The sequence below is a fragment of the Paenibacillus prosopidis genome, assembly GCF_003337375.1.
Classification (GTDB): domain Bacteria; phylum Bacillota; class Bacilli; order Paenibacillales; family Paenibacillaceae; genus Pristimantibacillus; species Pristimantibacillus prosopidis.
In genome coordinates this window covers 119,933-135,016 of the sequence record NZ_QPJD01000014.1, presented here as the reverse complement: position 1 = coordinate 135,016, position 15,084 = coordinate 119,933, and the positions used below count along the sequence as shown (strand labels likewise).

Here is a 15,084-nt window from a genome sequence, read left to right as displayed (position 1 = left end):
GAGGGTTCAAGATGAAAGTGACCGGCATGCAAGTTTTCTGGATGATCTTCATCATGGATTTGGGAATGACGTTAATCATGACGCTCACGCCAAGCTTGCAGGCCGCTAAACAAGATGTGTGGATTTCCATTCTTGTTGCCGGGTGCATCATCTTGCTGGCCACTGTTTTGGTGACGAACGCGTCCCTTCTCCATCCTGACCAGAATTTAATCCAACTTAGTCAGACCGTTTTGGGGAAATGGATCGGCAAGGTCGTCATTGTCATCTATCTTGTCCAATGGTATACGATCCTTCCGATCGTACTGCGCCAATTTATCGATGTGATTCATACCATGATCCTTCCTGCTACGCCGAAAGCGGCAGTTATGATCATTATGCTCCTATTGATCGTATATGCGACCTATTCGGGAGGGATCGTATCCATCGCCCGCTGCAGCGAGGTTCTTGGACCGATTATTATATTGATGGTTATTCTTGCTCTGGTTGCAAGCCTCAACAATGCGGACTGGAAGTATCTACTGCCGGTATTCGTGGATAGCGGAATGATGGGAGTCATAAATGGTGCGCTTCCCCCCGCTTCTTATCTGGGGCATTCCGTCGAATATCTCATGCTTGCGTCGTTCTTGTATCAGCCCCGCAAAGGAGCGCCTTATGCTTATTGGGGAGTCATTGCCGCCACTTTCTTGGTGCTTATCGCCATGCTGATGGCTACCGTTACGATGGGGACCAATCTCGCCCCAAAAATGTGGTATCCATTTTTCGAAATGTCCCGAAAAATATCCCTTTTCGGTTTCATTGAAAATTTCGACCCGCTTACGATCGTGATCTGGGTAGCCAGCGTATTCATTAAGCTGGCCATATATTTATTCATCACCAGCTATGGTACGGCCCAATTTTTGAAAATCAAAAATTGGAGAACTATGATTTTTTTTATCGCTCCGGTTGTGATGGCGTTTGCCTATTTCCCGAGAAACGTATCGGAGGCAACCGCCAATTATTTGCTTAATTACTGGGTACCGTACGCGCTTCCGATCAATATGATCGGTCTGCCATTGCTCCTGCTCATCGTGGGAAAAATTAGAATGGGGAATACCTAGAGGTGGATGCTATTCATGAACAAATTATTTCAGCTTTTTGTCCGTAAATATCAGGAGATTCCGCAGCAAGGAGAACCGGCAAGTGACAAACCCGAACAAGCTGAATTGCTTTCATGCTGCCTTCAGGAAAATATCGACAGGATCAAATCGCTTACGGGCAACAGCTCGGATTTTATCGTTCGTATGTTTCAAGGGGCAAATGGTTTGTCTATGGCGATCGTTTATATAAACGATCTAACCGATACCGCGGTCATTAACGACAGCATCATTAAGCCAATCCTATCCGGAACGGAAGCAGACACGGCTGAGCAAGGGTCTTTAACCGATTCTTTCAAGGTCACTAACGATATGCTCCTTACCGTTGGCGCCACGAATACCGTAAACAAAATAAATGACTTTGTTTCTGCTCTCTACAACGGAAATACCGTTATTCTCGCAGAGGGCTGGGACCATGCTATATCTGCAAGCACATCCAAATGGCAGATGAGAGGCGTAGAGGAGCCTTCGTCCCAATCCGTTGTCCGAGGTCCCAAAGATGGGTTCACCGAAAATATCAGCACGAATGTCGCGCTGCTCCGGCGCAGGATCAAAAGCCCGAATCTCTGGAAAATAGATCGGAAAATCGGACTCGTAACCCAAACCGACGTTAGCGTTTTGTACCTAAAGGGGACAGCTGATGATTCAGTGGTGAAGGAAGTGCTCAAAAGGCTTGACCGTATTGACACGGACAGCATTTTGGATAGCGGCTATATAGAAGAATTTATCCAGGATCAAACCTTCACCCCGTTTCCCACCATCATTAACTCGGAACGTCCCGATAGTGTTGCGGCCGCCATATTGGAAGGGCAAATTGCCGTTTTGGTGGACGGAACACCGTTTGTTCTAGTGCTTCCTATCACCTTCTTCAAATTTTTTACGGCGAGCGAAGACTATTATCAGCGATTTGATATTTCCACCTTTCTGCGTATTTTGCGCTTCTGCGCGTTTACGATATCTATGATTCTGCCTTCCTTGTATATCGCAATCACGACTTTTCATCAAGAAATGATACCTTCCACCCTGCTGGTCAGTCTTGCCGCGCAAAGGGAGGGGATTCCATTTCCTGCATTCTTTGAAGCATTGCTGATGGAAATCACATTTGAGGTATTAAGGGAAGCAGGAGTTCGGATGCCTAGAGCTATCGGCTCGGCGATTTCCATCGTCGGAGCTCTTGTATTGGGGCAGGCTGCCGTGGAAGCAGGACTTGTATCAGCCGCCATGGTGATCGTGGTAGCCTTTACGGCGATTTCCAGCTTCGTCGTTCCGATGTTTAATATCGCGATTTCCGCCCGGTTGCTTCGTTTTGCATTAATGCTTCTTGCAGCATCCTTGGGCTTGTTCGGGATTATGTCGGGGCTTTTCTTTCTCTTGATCCATATGGCGGCTCTGCGTTCATTCGGCATTCCCTATTTGGCGCCCATAGCGCCCTTTGTACCGAACAACATGAAAGATATCTTCGTTAGGGTACCTTGGTGGATGATGGTTACAAGGCCGCGTCTTTTCGCTAAACAAAATTATATTCGCCAAAAAGTCAATTTGCGTCCGGAACCTTCCGATACAGAAGAGGAGAAATAAGATATGAAACGAGGGCTAATCCTGCTGTTAATCATCGGCCTTTCATTATTTGCAAGCGGTTGTGGGAACCAGACCGAATTGAACAGATTGGGGATTGTCAGCGCAACGGCCTTTGATTTAGACGAAACCAATCAATGGATCCTAACCTTTCAACTCATCAAGCCGCAGTCAACCCAAGGCAAATCCGGCGGGGGCGGCTCCCAATCCCCGGTTATCGTCTTTTCAACGAAAGGAAAAACGATATTGGAGGCGGTTCAAAAGAGTAAATTAGAGTCCTCCCGCCGTCTTTTTTTTTCTCATTCACGGGTCGTTATCATCAGCCAGCGTGTTGCTGAATTTGGTCTTAACCAATTATTGGACTCTTATATAAGAGATAACCAAACGCGGGAGACGGCGAATGTTCTCATTGCGAGCGGAGAGGCAAAGAAAGTGCTGGAGATTCTTACGCCGTTAGAAAACAACCCCGGAATCTCTATTTCCAATTTAATATCTGGACAGGGTGATGGTCAATCCACCTTTATTCCATCCACGGTACATGAATTAATTTTCACAATAACGCAACCTTCCGCGAGCGCCGCCTTGCCGGAAATCAAAATTGCAGGGGATGAGAAAAGACAAACCTCATTAGACGCACTCAAAGAAACCCGCAACCCTGCCGTATTGAAATTGGATAGAGTCGGGGTGTTTAAGCAGGATAAATTCGCAGGCTGGTTAACCCGGAATGAAAGCCTTGGCATTCCTTGGATAACGAATCGCATAAAAAATACGACGGTTGTCTTCCCCTGTGAGGGGGAGAACCGCAAAGATCAGCTATCTTCATTTTTAGTTGAAACGTCCCGCACCAAATTAAAGCCTGCCATTTCGGACGGTAAATTATTGATGACTGTTGATATTCATGCGAAAGGAAATTTGACTGAAACGGCATGTAAGCTGGATATAAAAAAGCCAGAAACGTTAAATAAACTGGAGAAGCATATCCAGGAGCAAATAAAAAAAGATGTGGAGCATTCGTTTCAAGCCTTAAAAAAGCTGAAAGCGGATGCGCTTGGCTTCGGGAACGCTTTCCACAAGGCCTACCCGCAAGCTTGGAAAAAATGGAGCAAAAACTGGGGAAATGAATTTCCAAAGATCAGTATGAACGTTACGGTCAAGGTGACGATCCAGCGGACCGGAATGATTAATGACTCCTTTCCCAAGATATCCGGCAAAACTGAATGAGAATGGAGGCTTCCTATGGAGCGGATAAGTAAATATCAATTGGGAGCGATGATCATCTTATTTCAAATCGGAAGCACTCCATTATTTGAAATAGGGATAAAAGCCAAACAAGACGCCTGGCTGGTGGTCATTGTTAGCATGATAATGGGGCTTCTGCTTCTGCTGCTCTTCTTGGCGATCCAACGCAGGGAACCGGAGAAAAACTTGAGCCAGCTATTGGTTCATTACTTCGGTACATTTGCGGGAAAGATCGTCGTATTGGTCTATGTCCTTTATTTTACTTACGAAGCCTTTCGAAATGTGCGGGACCTTGGGGATCTCACCCTCATGACCATTCTTCCCCGTTCTCCCATTTCCCTAATTATGCTTATTTTGATGAGTTTGTCGGTCTATGCGATATACAAAGGACTTGAAGTCTTCTTTCGCGTGGCTGAATTTATTGTGGTAGGCGTACTGGGTTTTTACTTTATTTTGATTATCATGACCTTTATTTCGGGAATTGTACATTTGGATCGGCTTCTCCCGGTTTTAGAAAATGGAATTAAACCGGTCCTGCAGGAAAGTATGACGGACTTCTGGTTTCCATTCGGACAGATGTTCACTTTTCTTGTGTTTTGGAGCTATTTAAACGAGAAACAAGAAATGACCAAAACGTCGATTCGCTCCTTTTTCATTTCCGGAATGGTCATCCTTCTCACGAATACCATTAACCTTGTCGTACTGGGGCCGCAATTCACGGGCATCAGTACCGTTCCGCTGCTTCAATCCGTTCAGCTGATTCAGGTCGCCGAAGTATTCGAACGTTTTGACGCCCTTGTCATTTTGCTTTTCTACGCCGGGATTTTTATCAGATCAACCCTATGGTATTTAGCCGCCGTACTTGGACTCGCCCAATTATTTCATACCGGTTACCGCAGGTTTGTCCTCCCCGTTGGAGTCGTTGTTTATTCCACTACCTTTCTCCCGCCAAGTTGGCAGTCGCATTTGGAGGTCGGGAAATTGGTAGGAGTAAAATTCATGATGAATCCGATACTCATTGGCATGATTCCAGCTATTCTTTTTATCGTTATGCTGATTCGAGGGAAAGCAAACAAATAACTTTAGCGGCTTGGCCGGCCTTAAGGATATGCCGTTACTCTTTTCAGGAATCTTCATATGCTGGAGGAAGGTGGTTGTCACAATAGATCTCCTCTAGGAGTTCCATAAGGGGGCCGGTTCAACTTGGCGCATCAGCAGAAGGGCGTTTCTATTATTACCTGTACGAAGCGGCAAGACTATATCATGAATCTGTTTAAAAATTACCATAGACAACGATATCCGATAAAAGAGCTTATCATTGTTATAAACAACGACAATATACAAATAGATCTTTATAAAGATATGGCTAAGCAATATAAAAATGTGCAGGTTTACCGGCTGGCGGAGAAAAAGTCTCTTGGAGAATGCTTGAATTACGCTGTAAAAAAATCACAATACAGCTATGTTGCCAAATTTGATGATGATGACTACTACGCACCCTACTACCTCACAGACAGCATACCTGCGTTTGATAAATCAAAAGCGGATATTATCGGGAAACGCGCCCATTTTATGTATTTGCGGGGTTCGAATATGTTGATCCTTCGTTTTCATTTAGACGAGAACCGCTATGTTTCCATACTCCCCGGCGCTACTCTCATTTTTAAACGAAAAATATTTCGCAAGGTTCAATTTGCGGACCAAAGCATTGGGGAGGATACGCAATTTTGTTTGGACAGCATAGCAAAGGGTTACAAAATTTATTCTACCGATAAATACAACTTTGTCGCTGTACGCAGAAAAAATTCCGAAAACCACACATGGGTGATTAACGATAAAGAATTATTAAACTACGTGGAAAATATCAGATACCCTCATGTTTTGGATTATAAAAAATTTGTTCAAAGAAGTCCGGAAGATTCCAACTAATCGATCGACTGACATTTTGATTTCTACTACTGGATTTTTTTTCGAAAGTTCATCGGCGTGGCCCCGTTGACCTTCTTGAACATTGTAATAAAGTGAGATAAATTCATATAACCTAACGATTCAGCGATTTGACTGATTTTCATCTCCGTTTGAACCAATAATCGCTTCGCTTCATTCATTCTTTCCTTCAAAATATAATCGGTAAGCGAAATGCCGGTTTCCTTTTTAAACAGTCTGGATAGGTAAGAGGGATTCAAAAAAACGTATGACGCAATATCCTCCCGGGAAAATTCCTGATGAATATGCTCTGAAATATACTTTTTGGTTTTTATGACGATTTCGGACTCTTCCTTTGCATGAAGCATAAAATGTCCGATTCCTTGCGAAATAACTTTATACATCCACGTACGAAATTGCTCCAGAGTCCGGATGTTAATAGTTGAGTCGATGAGCTGCTTCGACGGAAAGGCCTCGTATACAGACAAGCCCTTTTTATGAAACACGCTGAACAGCAGGAAGAGAATACTGGTGTGCATGGATTCCAAATCCTCCTTGCAAAATCCGCTCTTTTGCTCCATATAAGTACAGCTCTCCGTCATTTGTTCAAGCAATTCCTCTTTTCGTCCAAGCTCAAACAACATAATCCAATCCATGACCGGGAAACTAGTGGCGGAGGAATCAAAAAACGGCCTAACCTGTAACTGTTCATTGGCTAAGATTACCTTGTTGGATGCCGATACATTGTTTCGTTCCATTACCAGCAAATCGCTGTACATTCCAGGTATTTCGGTTATTTTCGTGCTTTCCCCAATATAGCAGGAAAGGCTGCATTTGAAATATTGGTTGCAATACCGAATATATTCCTCACAGATTTTTTGGACTTCATCCCGTATGATAGGATCGGTTGGCTTCACATAGATTAACAGCAGATTTATCCCGTTTCGATCCTGAATAACCGTGCCAGGCCAAGAGGCCAGCATGAGTTCCGAAGCCGTTTTGCGGAGTGCGTATTCCATAATCTCCTCGTCCCTGGCATTGAACTCTTCTTTCCACATCTCTATACTGATTAGAATCGGGAGCACTTGATCGTCTAAAGTAAGCGGAATATTAAGCTGCTGCAGTTTCGCTGCGATTTGCTTAGATTTCGGCAATACCCGCTCACCAAGCAATTCCTGCCAAAACCGTTCGATCAGGTGCGGGAGCTGCTCTTCCCATTGCTGTACATACTGCTTATGCAGCACACTGAATGTTTTTTTCTCCTCATTCTTTTTCCATTGCAGCACGGCCTGCCCGGTAATGTCCTTTAGCTGCTCGTGCTTGACGGGTTTTAAAATATAATCAAAGCTTCCAAGCTGCAGCGCTTTCTGAACATAGGTGAAATCGGCATGCGCCGTCAAAAAAAGCGAAACGGTGTCGGGATAGTGAGTCCTGGTCCATTCCAGCAGTTCAATACCGTTCTGGCCCGGCATTTCGATATCGCAGATCATAATATCGATCTGATGATTGGCAAAGAGCTGTTTGGCCTGCTTTACATTGTATGCCTCTAATATTTCGGTGATCGCGAGGTCAGACCACACAATTCCTTGCTTCATTCCTCTTACTGCAATACTCTCGTCATCAACGATTAGCAAGGTATACATCGTCGCTCACTCCATTCCGGTCGATTTTATAAGGGGATTTTTACAATAACGGCAGCGCCTTGAGGCTCTTCGTTCTGAAACCGAATGGATGCCCGGTTATTGTATTTCATTTGCAATCGGTGGTACACGTTCCACAAACCGATATGTGAATCGGTCGAACCGGTAAAATACGTGATTTGATTCATTAACTCCAATTGATTGCTTGGGAAGCCGATTCCATTATCCGTCACCACGATTTCGAAATAGTGATCCGGATCACTCCTGGATGGCTTCACTTCAATATGAATATGGAGATGCTCGATATCCCCCTTGAACCCGTGAATGATGCAGTTCTCAACAAAAGGCTGTACGATTAACGGCGGCAGGCGATGATCCAAAAATGTTGAATCCATATCAATCGTGTAACTAAGCAATTCCATAAATCTCAGCTTCTGAATCGTCAGGTACCCTTCGACAAACGCAATTTCTTCCTCCAGGCACACCTCATCCCGATTGGTTCGGATACGGAAACGAAAATAATCGGCCAAATGCAAAGATATCGTTTTGACGGTTTCAAAATCTTTAAGAACGGCTGAATTATAAATAATATTCAAGGTATTAAGATAGAAGTGCGGGTTAATCTGTGCTTGCAAATGCTTGAATTCCGCTTCTTGAACTTTGATTCGATCCTCATACATATTAATTTTCAAATCGCGAATATCCGCAACCATCTGATTAAACGTTTTAATAAGAAATGAAAACTCACTGGAATGGTTTTCTTGCAATTTCACCTGGAGATCGCCGCGAACCATTTTTCTCATCCCGGTCAACAAATGATTCATCGGCACGAGCAATATATTTCTCATCATGATGAAATACAGGCAAAGAATAACCAGACAGACGAGCGGAATGATGTAGATCACTTTTTTATAGAATGGAAGCTGGAGAAGCACATTTTTCTCGGGAATGGATATGACCAGATGCAAATCGCTTTTTTCGAGCCTCTTCCACAAGGTTAAACGGTTGACACCCGTATGGGGATCCTTCAAAACTTTATAGGATTGCACATTTTCCCGAAGCGTCTGCTGCAATCGATTCAATCCGGCTTCAGACAATGAGCTGCGCGTGAGCGGTATTCCATCGTTTGAGATCAGGAAAATGTCCCCCTCTTGACCAAAGCGAAACGGCTGAATGATTTCCGTTAAGCTAAGAAGCGGTATCCATGCGCCAATGAACACTTTTGAGTCAAAGGATACGATCTTGGTTAATGCATAATTCGATTCATAAGGAATAATAATCCATGGCGTGTTGAATTCTTTGAAACTCATATGCTGCTTCAATGCGTCCAAGGATTGATAAACGGTTCTATCCCGATAGCTGACAATAAAATGATCCGAATCCTTATGGTATACAAAAAGAGCGCCAGCCACAGGATGATTGTTCAACTCCTGATTCATCTTCTTGATGGTTGATACCTGGGAAAGATCGAATGCCCCGCTCCCGAATTCATATAGGCCAAGCGTTTTAAGATCCGTATCATTCAAAATTTGCTTATATAAGTAACTTGTAATATTGGATATCGATTGATCCATTTGTTGTACATAGGTGGATAACAGGTTTTGATTGGACTGCGCTACTTGAACCCGAACCACATCCATGGAGTATAGCGTTATGTAATACAAAAAAATGATGAGCGGTGCGATAACGAGCGAAAAGGCAGTGACCATCTTCATTTGCAAGGAGTATTTTCGTCTCAGAGCCGCACATCCTTCCCGGCAAGCGTAAACGGCTATCGCTACGCACGAACCGCTAGCTGTGTGAATAAACAGCTCGGTTCTGTGCCGACCTTTGGCGGCAAAAGCTCGTTTCGCGGTGAAATATAAGCCAAATTATTAATGTGAAACTTATAAATTCTTATATTTAAATGTAAACAAATCTGCCCGGCGCTTTCATCCAGACAGACTTGTTTTCACAATGATTTATTTATTTTTCTCTTTGTATAGGACGGTCCAGGCATCCTCAATGGACTTCAGCCCTTGTTTGTCCAGCCTTTTAATGAGGTCATCATACTTGGCAGCGACTTCGTCCCCACTTGCTGCCATAATAATCTGAGTCAGTTCCGTTTCAAGGCTCGCAGAAATATTCGCATAGGCGATTCCTTCTTTCGATTCCCCATCCAGCGTCAAAATACTTAATTGCGTAGCGTCAAAATTAACCGATTCAATGATTGCCCGGTCCGCTTTACGATCCTCGGACTCGGCATCGCGCTCCCAGTTGTATTTTTGGTATTGATTCAAATCCAAGTACCGGACGCCGGTTTTCTTGCCGAAGCCTTCCGCATCCTTTACGATTTCTTCATATACGCCAGGCTTCAACATCGGCTTGCCGCCAACATTCTCCCATGTTTCCCCTTCAATGCCGTAGAAGGACAGGATTTGACCTTCCGGACTCAAATAATAATTGAAAAATTCCATAATTTTTTCAGGATTTTTCGCATTTTTCGTAATAACAGCTACGTTCCAACCCGCTGTATTGTAACCGTCACCATTAGGCTGCACACCGGCAGTACCGGCTGGATGAGGAATGACCTTGTAATAGGAATCAGGATTGGACAGCTTCAAGACCTCGCTTGCTTTCCATAAATCCCAGAAATTCGCTAAAATAATGGCGAATTTGCCCTTTGCGGCCGCTTCATCAAATTGCTCGGATTTATAAGTAAAGTTTTCCGGATCGAGCAATTTTTCCTTATACAGCATATTTAACCATTTCAATGCGCTTAACGTCGTTTCATTCCTGAGGTAATGCTTCACAGTATCTTCATTTGCATCATAATAGCGGCCGCTTGCATTTTGGCTTCCCCAAAGATTGGCGAGGCGCTCAACATTTCCCGTAATGCCTTGGAATCCAATTGGATACATCGCTTTTCCATCATACTTCAAATTGCTTTCTTTCACTTTTCTCAAGAAATTCGTCAAATCATCAATCGTCTTTATTTCAGGGGAGCCCAGCTGGCTGTATAGATCTGCTCTGATGTTGAATGCGCCGCCGACGGCAAACTCGCCCGCTTCGTTAAACCAGTTTGGTATGCCGTAGAAGTGACCGTCAGGCTTCTTCAACGCGTTGATAGCGCTCTCCGGAATGTAATTGCTCGTTATATCCGGGAAATTATATTTCTCCGCAAGCTCATCAATCGAATATAAGGCGCCGGCAGCTATATACTTGTCCAACACCGGCCCTCTATCCATCCACATCACTTCAGGATAATCCTTCGCCAGCAGCATAACGCTTGCTTTTTCGTTTCCGTCGCCGGATATGCCGTTAAATTTGAATTGGACTCCGGTTTTCTCCGTCAATACTTTCGTTACCGGATCGTTGCCCCACTCTTTCGGTTTCCACCATTCGTACATCCAGGAAGCCTGAACGGTAACGGTTGATTGATCCGCGTTCGTTGACTGGTTTGATGTTTCTGTCTGATTTTCTGTCGCTGTGTTCGGTGAACTTGAGCATGCTGCCGCAGCAAAAACCAGAACAATGATGACCAGTACCTTTGGCATTTTTTTGACCAAACTCATCATGAATAGCACCCCGCATATTTTAATTATATTAACGTTTGTCCTCAGAGAGCAACAAACAATAATATCGCTATCAGCCCTTGACGGCTCCCACCATTAAGCCTTTCGTAAAGTACTTTTGAAACATGAGGTAGATTAGTGAAATCGGAATCGCTGTAATCATGACCGCTGCGGCCTTAATCGTCATGTGATTGACCTTCAAGCGATTCATGAGCTGCGATTGAACCGCGTTCGTTTCAGGGGTTTGCGATAAAGCTATAATTTTGAAAAGATAGGTTTGAATCGGCTGCAGGCTTTGCTTATTGTTGAATATATAAGCGTCGAACCAGGAGTTCCATTGATCTACACCCACGAATATACAGATCGTTGCTACGATCGGCATCGAAACCGGCATAATAATACGGTAAAAGGTACTGAAGTAGCCGCACCCGTCAATGATCGCCGATTCCTCCAATTCTTTGGGCAATTGCTCAAAGAACGTCTTCATCAGGATCATGTACCATACGTTTATCATGCCGGGAATCACATATACCAAGAAATTACTGATTAGCCCCAGCTCTTTATAGAGCAGATAAGTCGGTATTAACCCGCCATAAAAAATCATTGAGAAGACACAAATGAGCAAATATCCGTTTCGTCCAATCAAATTTTTCTTAGACAATCCGTACGCGAATATCCCCGTGCAAAATACAGTTAAAATCAGTCCGAGACTCGTTCTTGCCAGCGTAATGAGATAGGCTTGAATGATTGTGGGATCCGAGAACACAACCTCATAGCTGCTCAGAGAAAATTTCCTGGGCCAAAGAAATATGCCCCCGCGCTGCGCATCCAATCCATCACTGAATGAAATGGCAAACGTATTGATGAAAGGGTATAACGTAGTAATACTTAGCAATACCATAATGGTTATATTAACTACATCAAACGATCGTTCCCCAAATGACCTTTTCAACAGCAGCCCTCCTACCAAATCCCCATATTGAATTTTCGTGCAATTTTATTGCATCCCCACACCATTGCAAACCCAATAACACTTTTAAACATCCCAATTGCCGTTGCATATCCGTATCTTCCTTCTTGCAGCCCTGTCTCCAACACGTGAATGTCGATAATATTGGATACATCTTGAATAATGGGGTTTCGAAGCACAAGAATCTGATCAAATCCGGCATCAAGCACATAACCGACCCGGAGGATTAACAGAATGATGATCGTCGTCATGATGGAAGGCAGCGTAATATGGATAATTTGCTTGAATCTGCCCGCACCGTCAATCTTGGAAGCTTCATAGATTTCAGGGTCAATCCCTGCAATGGCAGCCAAATAAATAATAGCCCCCCACCCCATCTCTTTCCAATTCTCCGTAATAAGCAGGATAGGCCAAAAGTATTCTCCCGTTCCCATAAAAAAGACCGGTTCCTGAATGAACCCCATCATCATTAAAATTTGATTCAAGGTTCCATCGTCTTTTCCCAGGACAGTTAATATTAAGCCGCCGACGATAACCCAGGAAAGAAAATGCGGAAGATAGGATATTCCCTGAAATACCGTCTTCAGTCTGCCGGATCGAATTTCATTCATGAGCAGAGCGAAAATAATAGGCAGCGGCGTCAACAGTACGATTTTCAGAAAACTGATCATAATCGTGTTATACATGACATTTGCAAATAATGGCGACTCGAAGAAATCGATGAAATGCTGAAAGCCTACCCAAGGGCTTTGCCATATTCCTTTTGAGACCGACAGTTCCTTGAAAGCGAGCTGCATGCCATATATGGGAACAAATTTGAAAATAATAAGAAACACAATTCCCGGAAGAACCATGAGCTGCAGTTCTTTTTGAGAGAGCAGCCTGGTCCATAGCTTCCGATTGTTTCTAGGATGTACTACCGGCTCCGTTTGCATCAAGTATCAGCCTCCTTTTGAGTGATTAGCTTTCTCTTAGTATGTCATGAGCCTGTTTGCTGTGTCTTTTGTTCTCGTTACATAAAATGTGAGTATTGTGACCTCCTTGATGATTTCAATCGTAGGAACAGAAATAGCCCCAATTCCTTGTAGGGAATTGGGGCTGCTTTGATAAGGCTCATCTGCCAAGGCGGAGAAAGATTAAAAAAAGTAACGAAGATAAACATAAACGCTCGACAGAAGTACGGATAGCAGCATGAGCGGAAACCCGTATTTGATGAACTGGAAAAACCGGATCGGGTAGCCTTCTTTTTCCGACAGACCGGCCACGATCAGATTCGCGCTAGCCCCGATAAGGGTACCATTACCACCCAAGCAAGCTCCGAGCGATAGGCTCCACCATAGAGGCTCCAAATCCGTAATCCCCAAATTCCCCATTTCTTGAATCATCGGGATCATCGTGGCGACAAACGGTATATTGTCAATGAAAGCGGAAGCGATAGCGCTGAGCCATATAATCAGCATGGAAGTGGCTACCGGGTCCCCTCCGGTCCATTCCATGGCTTGTTCGGCCATTTTCGATATGACACCGGTCTCTACAAGTCCCGAGACAGCCACGAACAAGCCTACAAAGAAAAATATGGTCGTCCACTCCACCCTAGAAATCGCCTTCTCCATGGAATGCTCACCGGTCAGAAGAAGGAGAAGGAAAGCCCCAGCTAATGCTACCGTCGCGGATTCCAAATGCAGCATTTGATGAAGGAAGAAGCCCAGAATTGTAAGTCCGAGGATGAAGAGGCTCTTCTTGAGCAACTTTCGATCCGTTATGACCTCTTTTTCGTTCAATTGCATGATGCTTTGTTTCCGTTCCGGTGTTGTCCGGAGTTGCTTGCGGAACAGAAAAATAAATATGGGAATATGTACAGCCAGAATAACGATCACAATAGGCGATAGATTGTTGATGAACGCCATAAACGTCAGTTCCTTGACCGCGCTCCCGATCATGATATTCGGCGGGTCGCCTATAAGTGTAGCCGTACCGCCGATATTGGAAGCCAGAATTTGTGAGAAAAGAAACGGAAACGGGTTAACCTGCAATTGCCGTGTAATGCTGAAGGTTACAGGAATCAAAAGCAGAACCGTCGTTACGTTATCAAGGAATGCCGAAGCAATCGCCGTGATCATGAAAAGCGTGATGAGGATGCGTACAGGATCACCCATTGCTTTCTTGGCGGAGTATATGGCGATATACTTAAAGAGCCCGGTTTCCGCCGTGACATTCACGATTATCATCATACCGATCAGAAGTCCGAGCGTATTGAAGTCGATGTGGTGAATAGCCGTTTCCTGATCAACGATTCCAAGTGTGACCATCAATACACCGCCAAGCATCGCAACAATGGTCCGGTGTATTTTTTCGGCAATGATGAAGCTGTAAATGATCAGAAAAATTCCGATCGCCCAAATAGCTTGCTGTTCCATAAGTTCCTCCTAAGCCGGTTCGAAGCTCGGCTTCTATTCAATTGATTCCAATTATAGCTCAATAGTATACCAGGGGACAAAGGCATATTTCCGAAAAAATACACCTCCTGTTATAATGGGAAACTATTTTCATTTCCGCGCCCATGGTATAATAAACGCGATATATCGACAGAATTATCCAATTTTATTGTAAAGAAAATGTCGAATTTAATGATGGGGGCACCGCATGAAAAGGCTATTCATAACGATTACTCTTGTTATTTTACTAGTATTGCAGACGGGCTGTAGTGAACATACGATGGCTGAGCTGGAAATGCCCGAACCAGCGGAGATTGTAGAAAAACCTAATCTCGATTTGCGGATCGAAATATCCGGCCGAAACGCGACAATTTACGTGACAACCAATATGAAAATAGCGAAAGAACATGTTGGCATGGAGCGTCAATACGGTGAAGGTCACATTCATATGTACGTGGACGACGGGGAGAAAATTTCGGTTAAAGACAACAAATACATGATCCAGAATCTGCTGCCGGGCAAGCACAAGGTGAAGGTATCGCTGCACAATAACGACCACACGCCTTATGACGTTGCCAAGCTGCTAGATTTTGAAATTAAATGACAGGGGTG

At 44.1% G+C, this 15,084-nt stretch carries 12 protein-coding genes; 6 read left to right on the top strand and 6 right to left on the bottom strand.

From position 1 onward, the window contains the following. Positions 1 to 11 precede the first annotated feature (11 nt). The 5 genes from DFP97_RS21395 (at position 12) to DFP97_RS21375 (ending at position 5,876) form a co-directional block, all read left to right on the top strand. A complete protein-coding gene (locus DFP97_RS21395) occupies positions 12 to 1,097 on the top strand; it encodes a GerAB/ArcD/ProY family transporter (protein WP_114382225.1) in 1,086 nt (361 codons plus the stop codon). 15 nt (positions 1,098 to 1,112) lie between these two features. Next, positions 1,113 to 2,711 (top strand): spore germination protein, encoded by a 1,599-nt coding sequence (locus DFP97_RS21390; RefSeq protein ID WP_114382224.1) that lies wholly within the window; start codon positions 1,113 to 1,115, stop codon positions 2,709 to 2,711. A 3-nt stretch (positions 2,712 to 2,714) separates the two neighbouring features. Beyond that, on the top strand, positions 2,715 to 3,929 hold the full coding sequence (locus DFP97_RS21385) for a Ger(x)C family spore germination protein (protein ID WP_114382223.1): 1,215 nt from the start codon (positions 2,715 to 2,717) through the stop codon (positions 3,927 to 3,929). 15 nt (positions 3,930 to 3,944) lie between these two features. Then, positions 3,945 to 5,027, top strand: a complete 1,083-nt coding sequence (locus tag DFP97_RS21380) for a GerAB/ArcD/ProY family transporter (RefSeq protein WP_114382222.1) — start codon at positions 3,945 to 3,947, stop codon at positions 5,025 to 5,027. A 123-nt stretch (positions 5,028 to 5,150) separates the two neighbouring features. After that, a complete protein-coding gene (locus DFP97_RS21375; protein ID WP_342773295.1) occupies positions 5,151 to 5,876 on the top strand; it encodes a glycosyltransferase family 2 protein in 726 nt (241 codons plus the stop codon). Between the two features lie 26 nt (positions 5,877 to 5,902). Here DFP97_RS21375 and DFP97_RS21370 read toward each other — a convergent pair whose 3' ends face one another. From DFP97_RS21370 to DFP97_RS21345, 6 genes are all read right to left on the bottom strand, one after another. Continuing rightward, positions 5,903 to 7,516 (bottom strand): response regulator transcription factor, encoded by a 1,614-nt coding sequence (locus tag DFP97_RS21370; RefSeq protein WP_114382221.1) that lies wholly within the window; start codon positions 7,514 to 7,516, stop codon positions 5,903 to 5,905. 26 nt (positions 7,517 to 7,542) lie between these two features. Next, positions 7,543 to 9,228: a sensor histidine kinase gene (locus DFP97_RS21365; protein ID WP_245976509.1), complete on the bottom strand. Its 1,686-nt coding sequence runs from the start codon at positions 9,226 to 9,228 to the stop codon at positions 7,543 to 7,545. Positions 9,229 to 9,474: 246 nt separating this feature from the next. Next, positions 9,475 to 11,070, bottom strand: coding sequence for an extracellular solute-binding protein (locus tag DFP97_RS21360; protein WP_114382219.1), 1,596 nt, complete (start codon positions 11,068 to 11,070; stop codon positions 9,475 to 9,477). Between the two features lie 70 nt (positions 11,071 to 11,140). Continuing rightward, a complete protein-coding gene (locus DFP97_RS21355) occupies positions 11,141 to 12,019 on the bottom strand; it encodes a carbohydrate ABC transporter permease (protein ID WP_114382218.1) in 879 nt (292 codons plus the stop codon). An 11-nt stretch (positions 12,020 to 12,030) separates the two neighbouring features. Further along, entirely contained in the window at positions 12,031 to 12,972 is a 942-nt protein-coding gene (locus tag DFP97_RS21350) for an ABC transporter permease (protein WP_114382217.1), read from the bottom strand. 201 nt (positions 12,973 to 13,173) lie between these two features. Next, positions 13,174 to 14,454 (bottom strand): ArsB/NhaD family transporter, encoded by a 1,281-nt coding sequence (locus DFP97_RS21345; RefSeq protein ID WP_114382216.1) that lies wholly within the window; start codon positions 14,452 to 14,454, stop codon positions 13,174 to 13,176. A gap of 226 nt (positions 14,455 to 14,680) precedes the next feature. On the opposite strand from DFP97_RS21345, the gene DFP97_RS21340 reads away from it, so the two are divergent. Next, positions 14,681 to 15,076 (top strand): hypothetical protein, encoded by a 396-nt coding sequence (locus DFP97_RS21340; RefSeq protein ID WP_114382215.1) that lies wholly within the window; start codon positions 14,681 to 14,683, stop codon positions 15,074 to 15,076. Positions 15,077 to 15,084 lie beyond the last annotated feature (8 nt).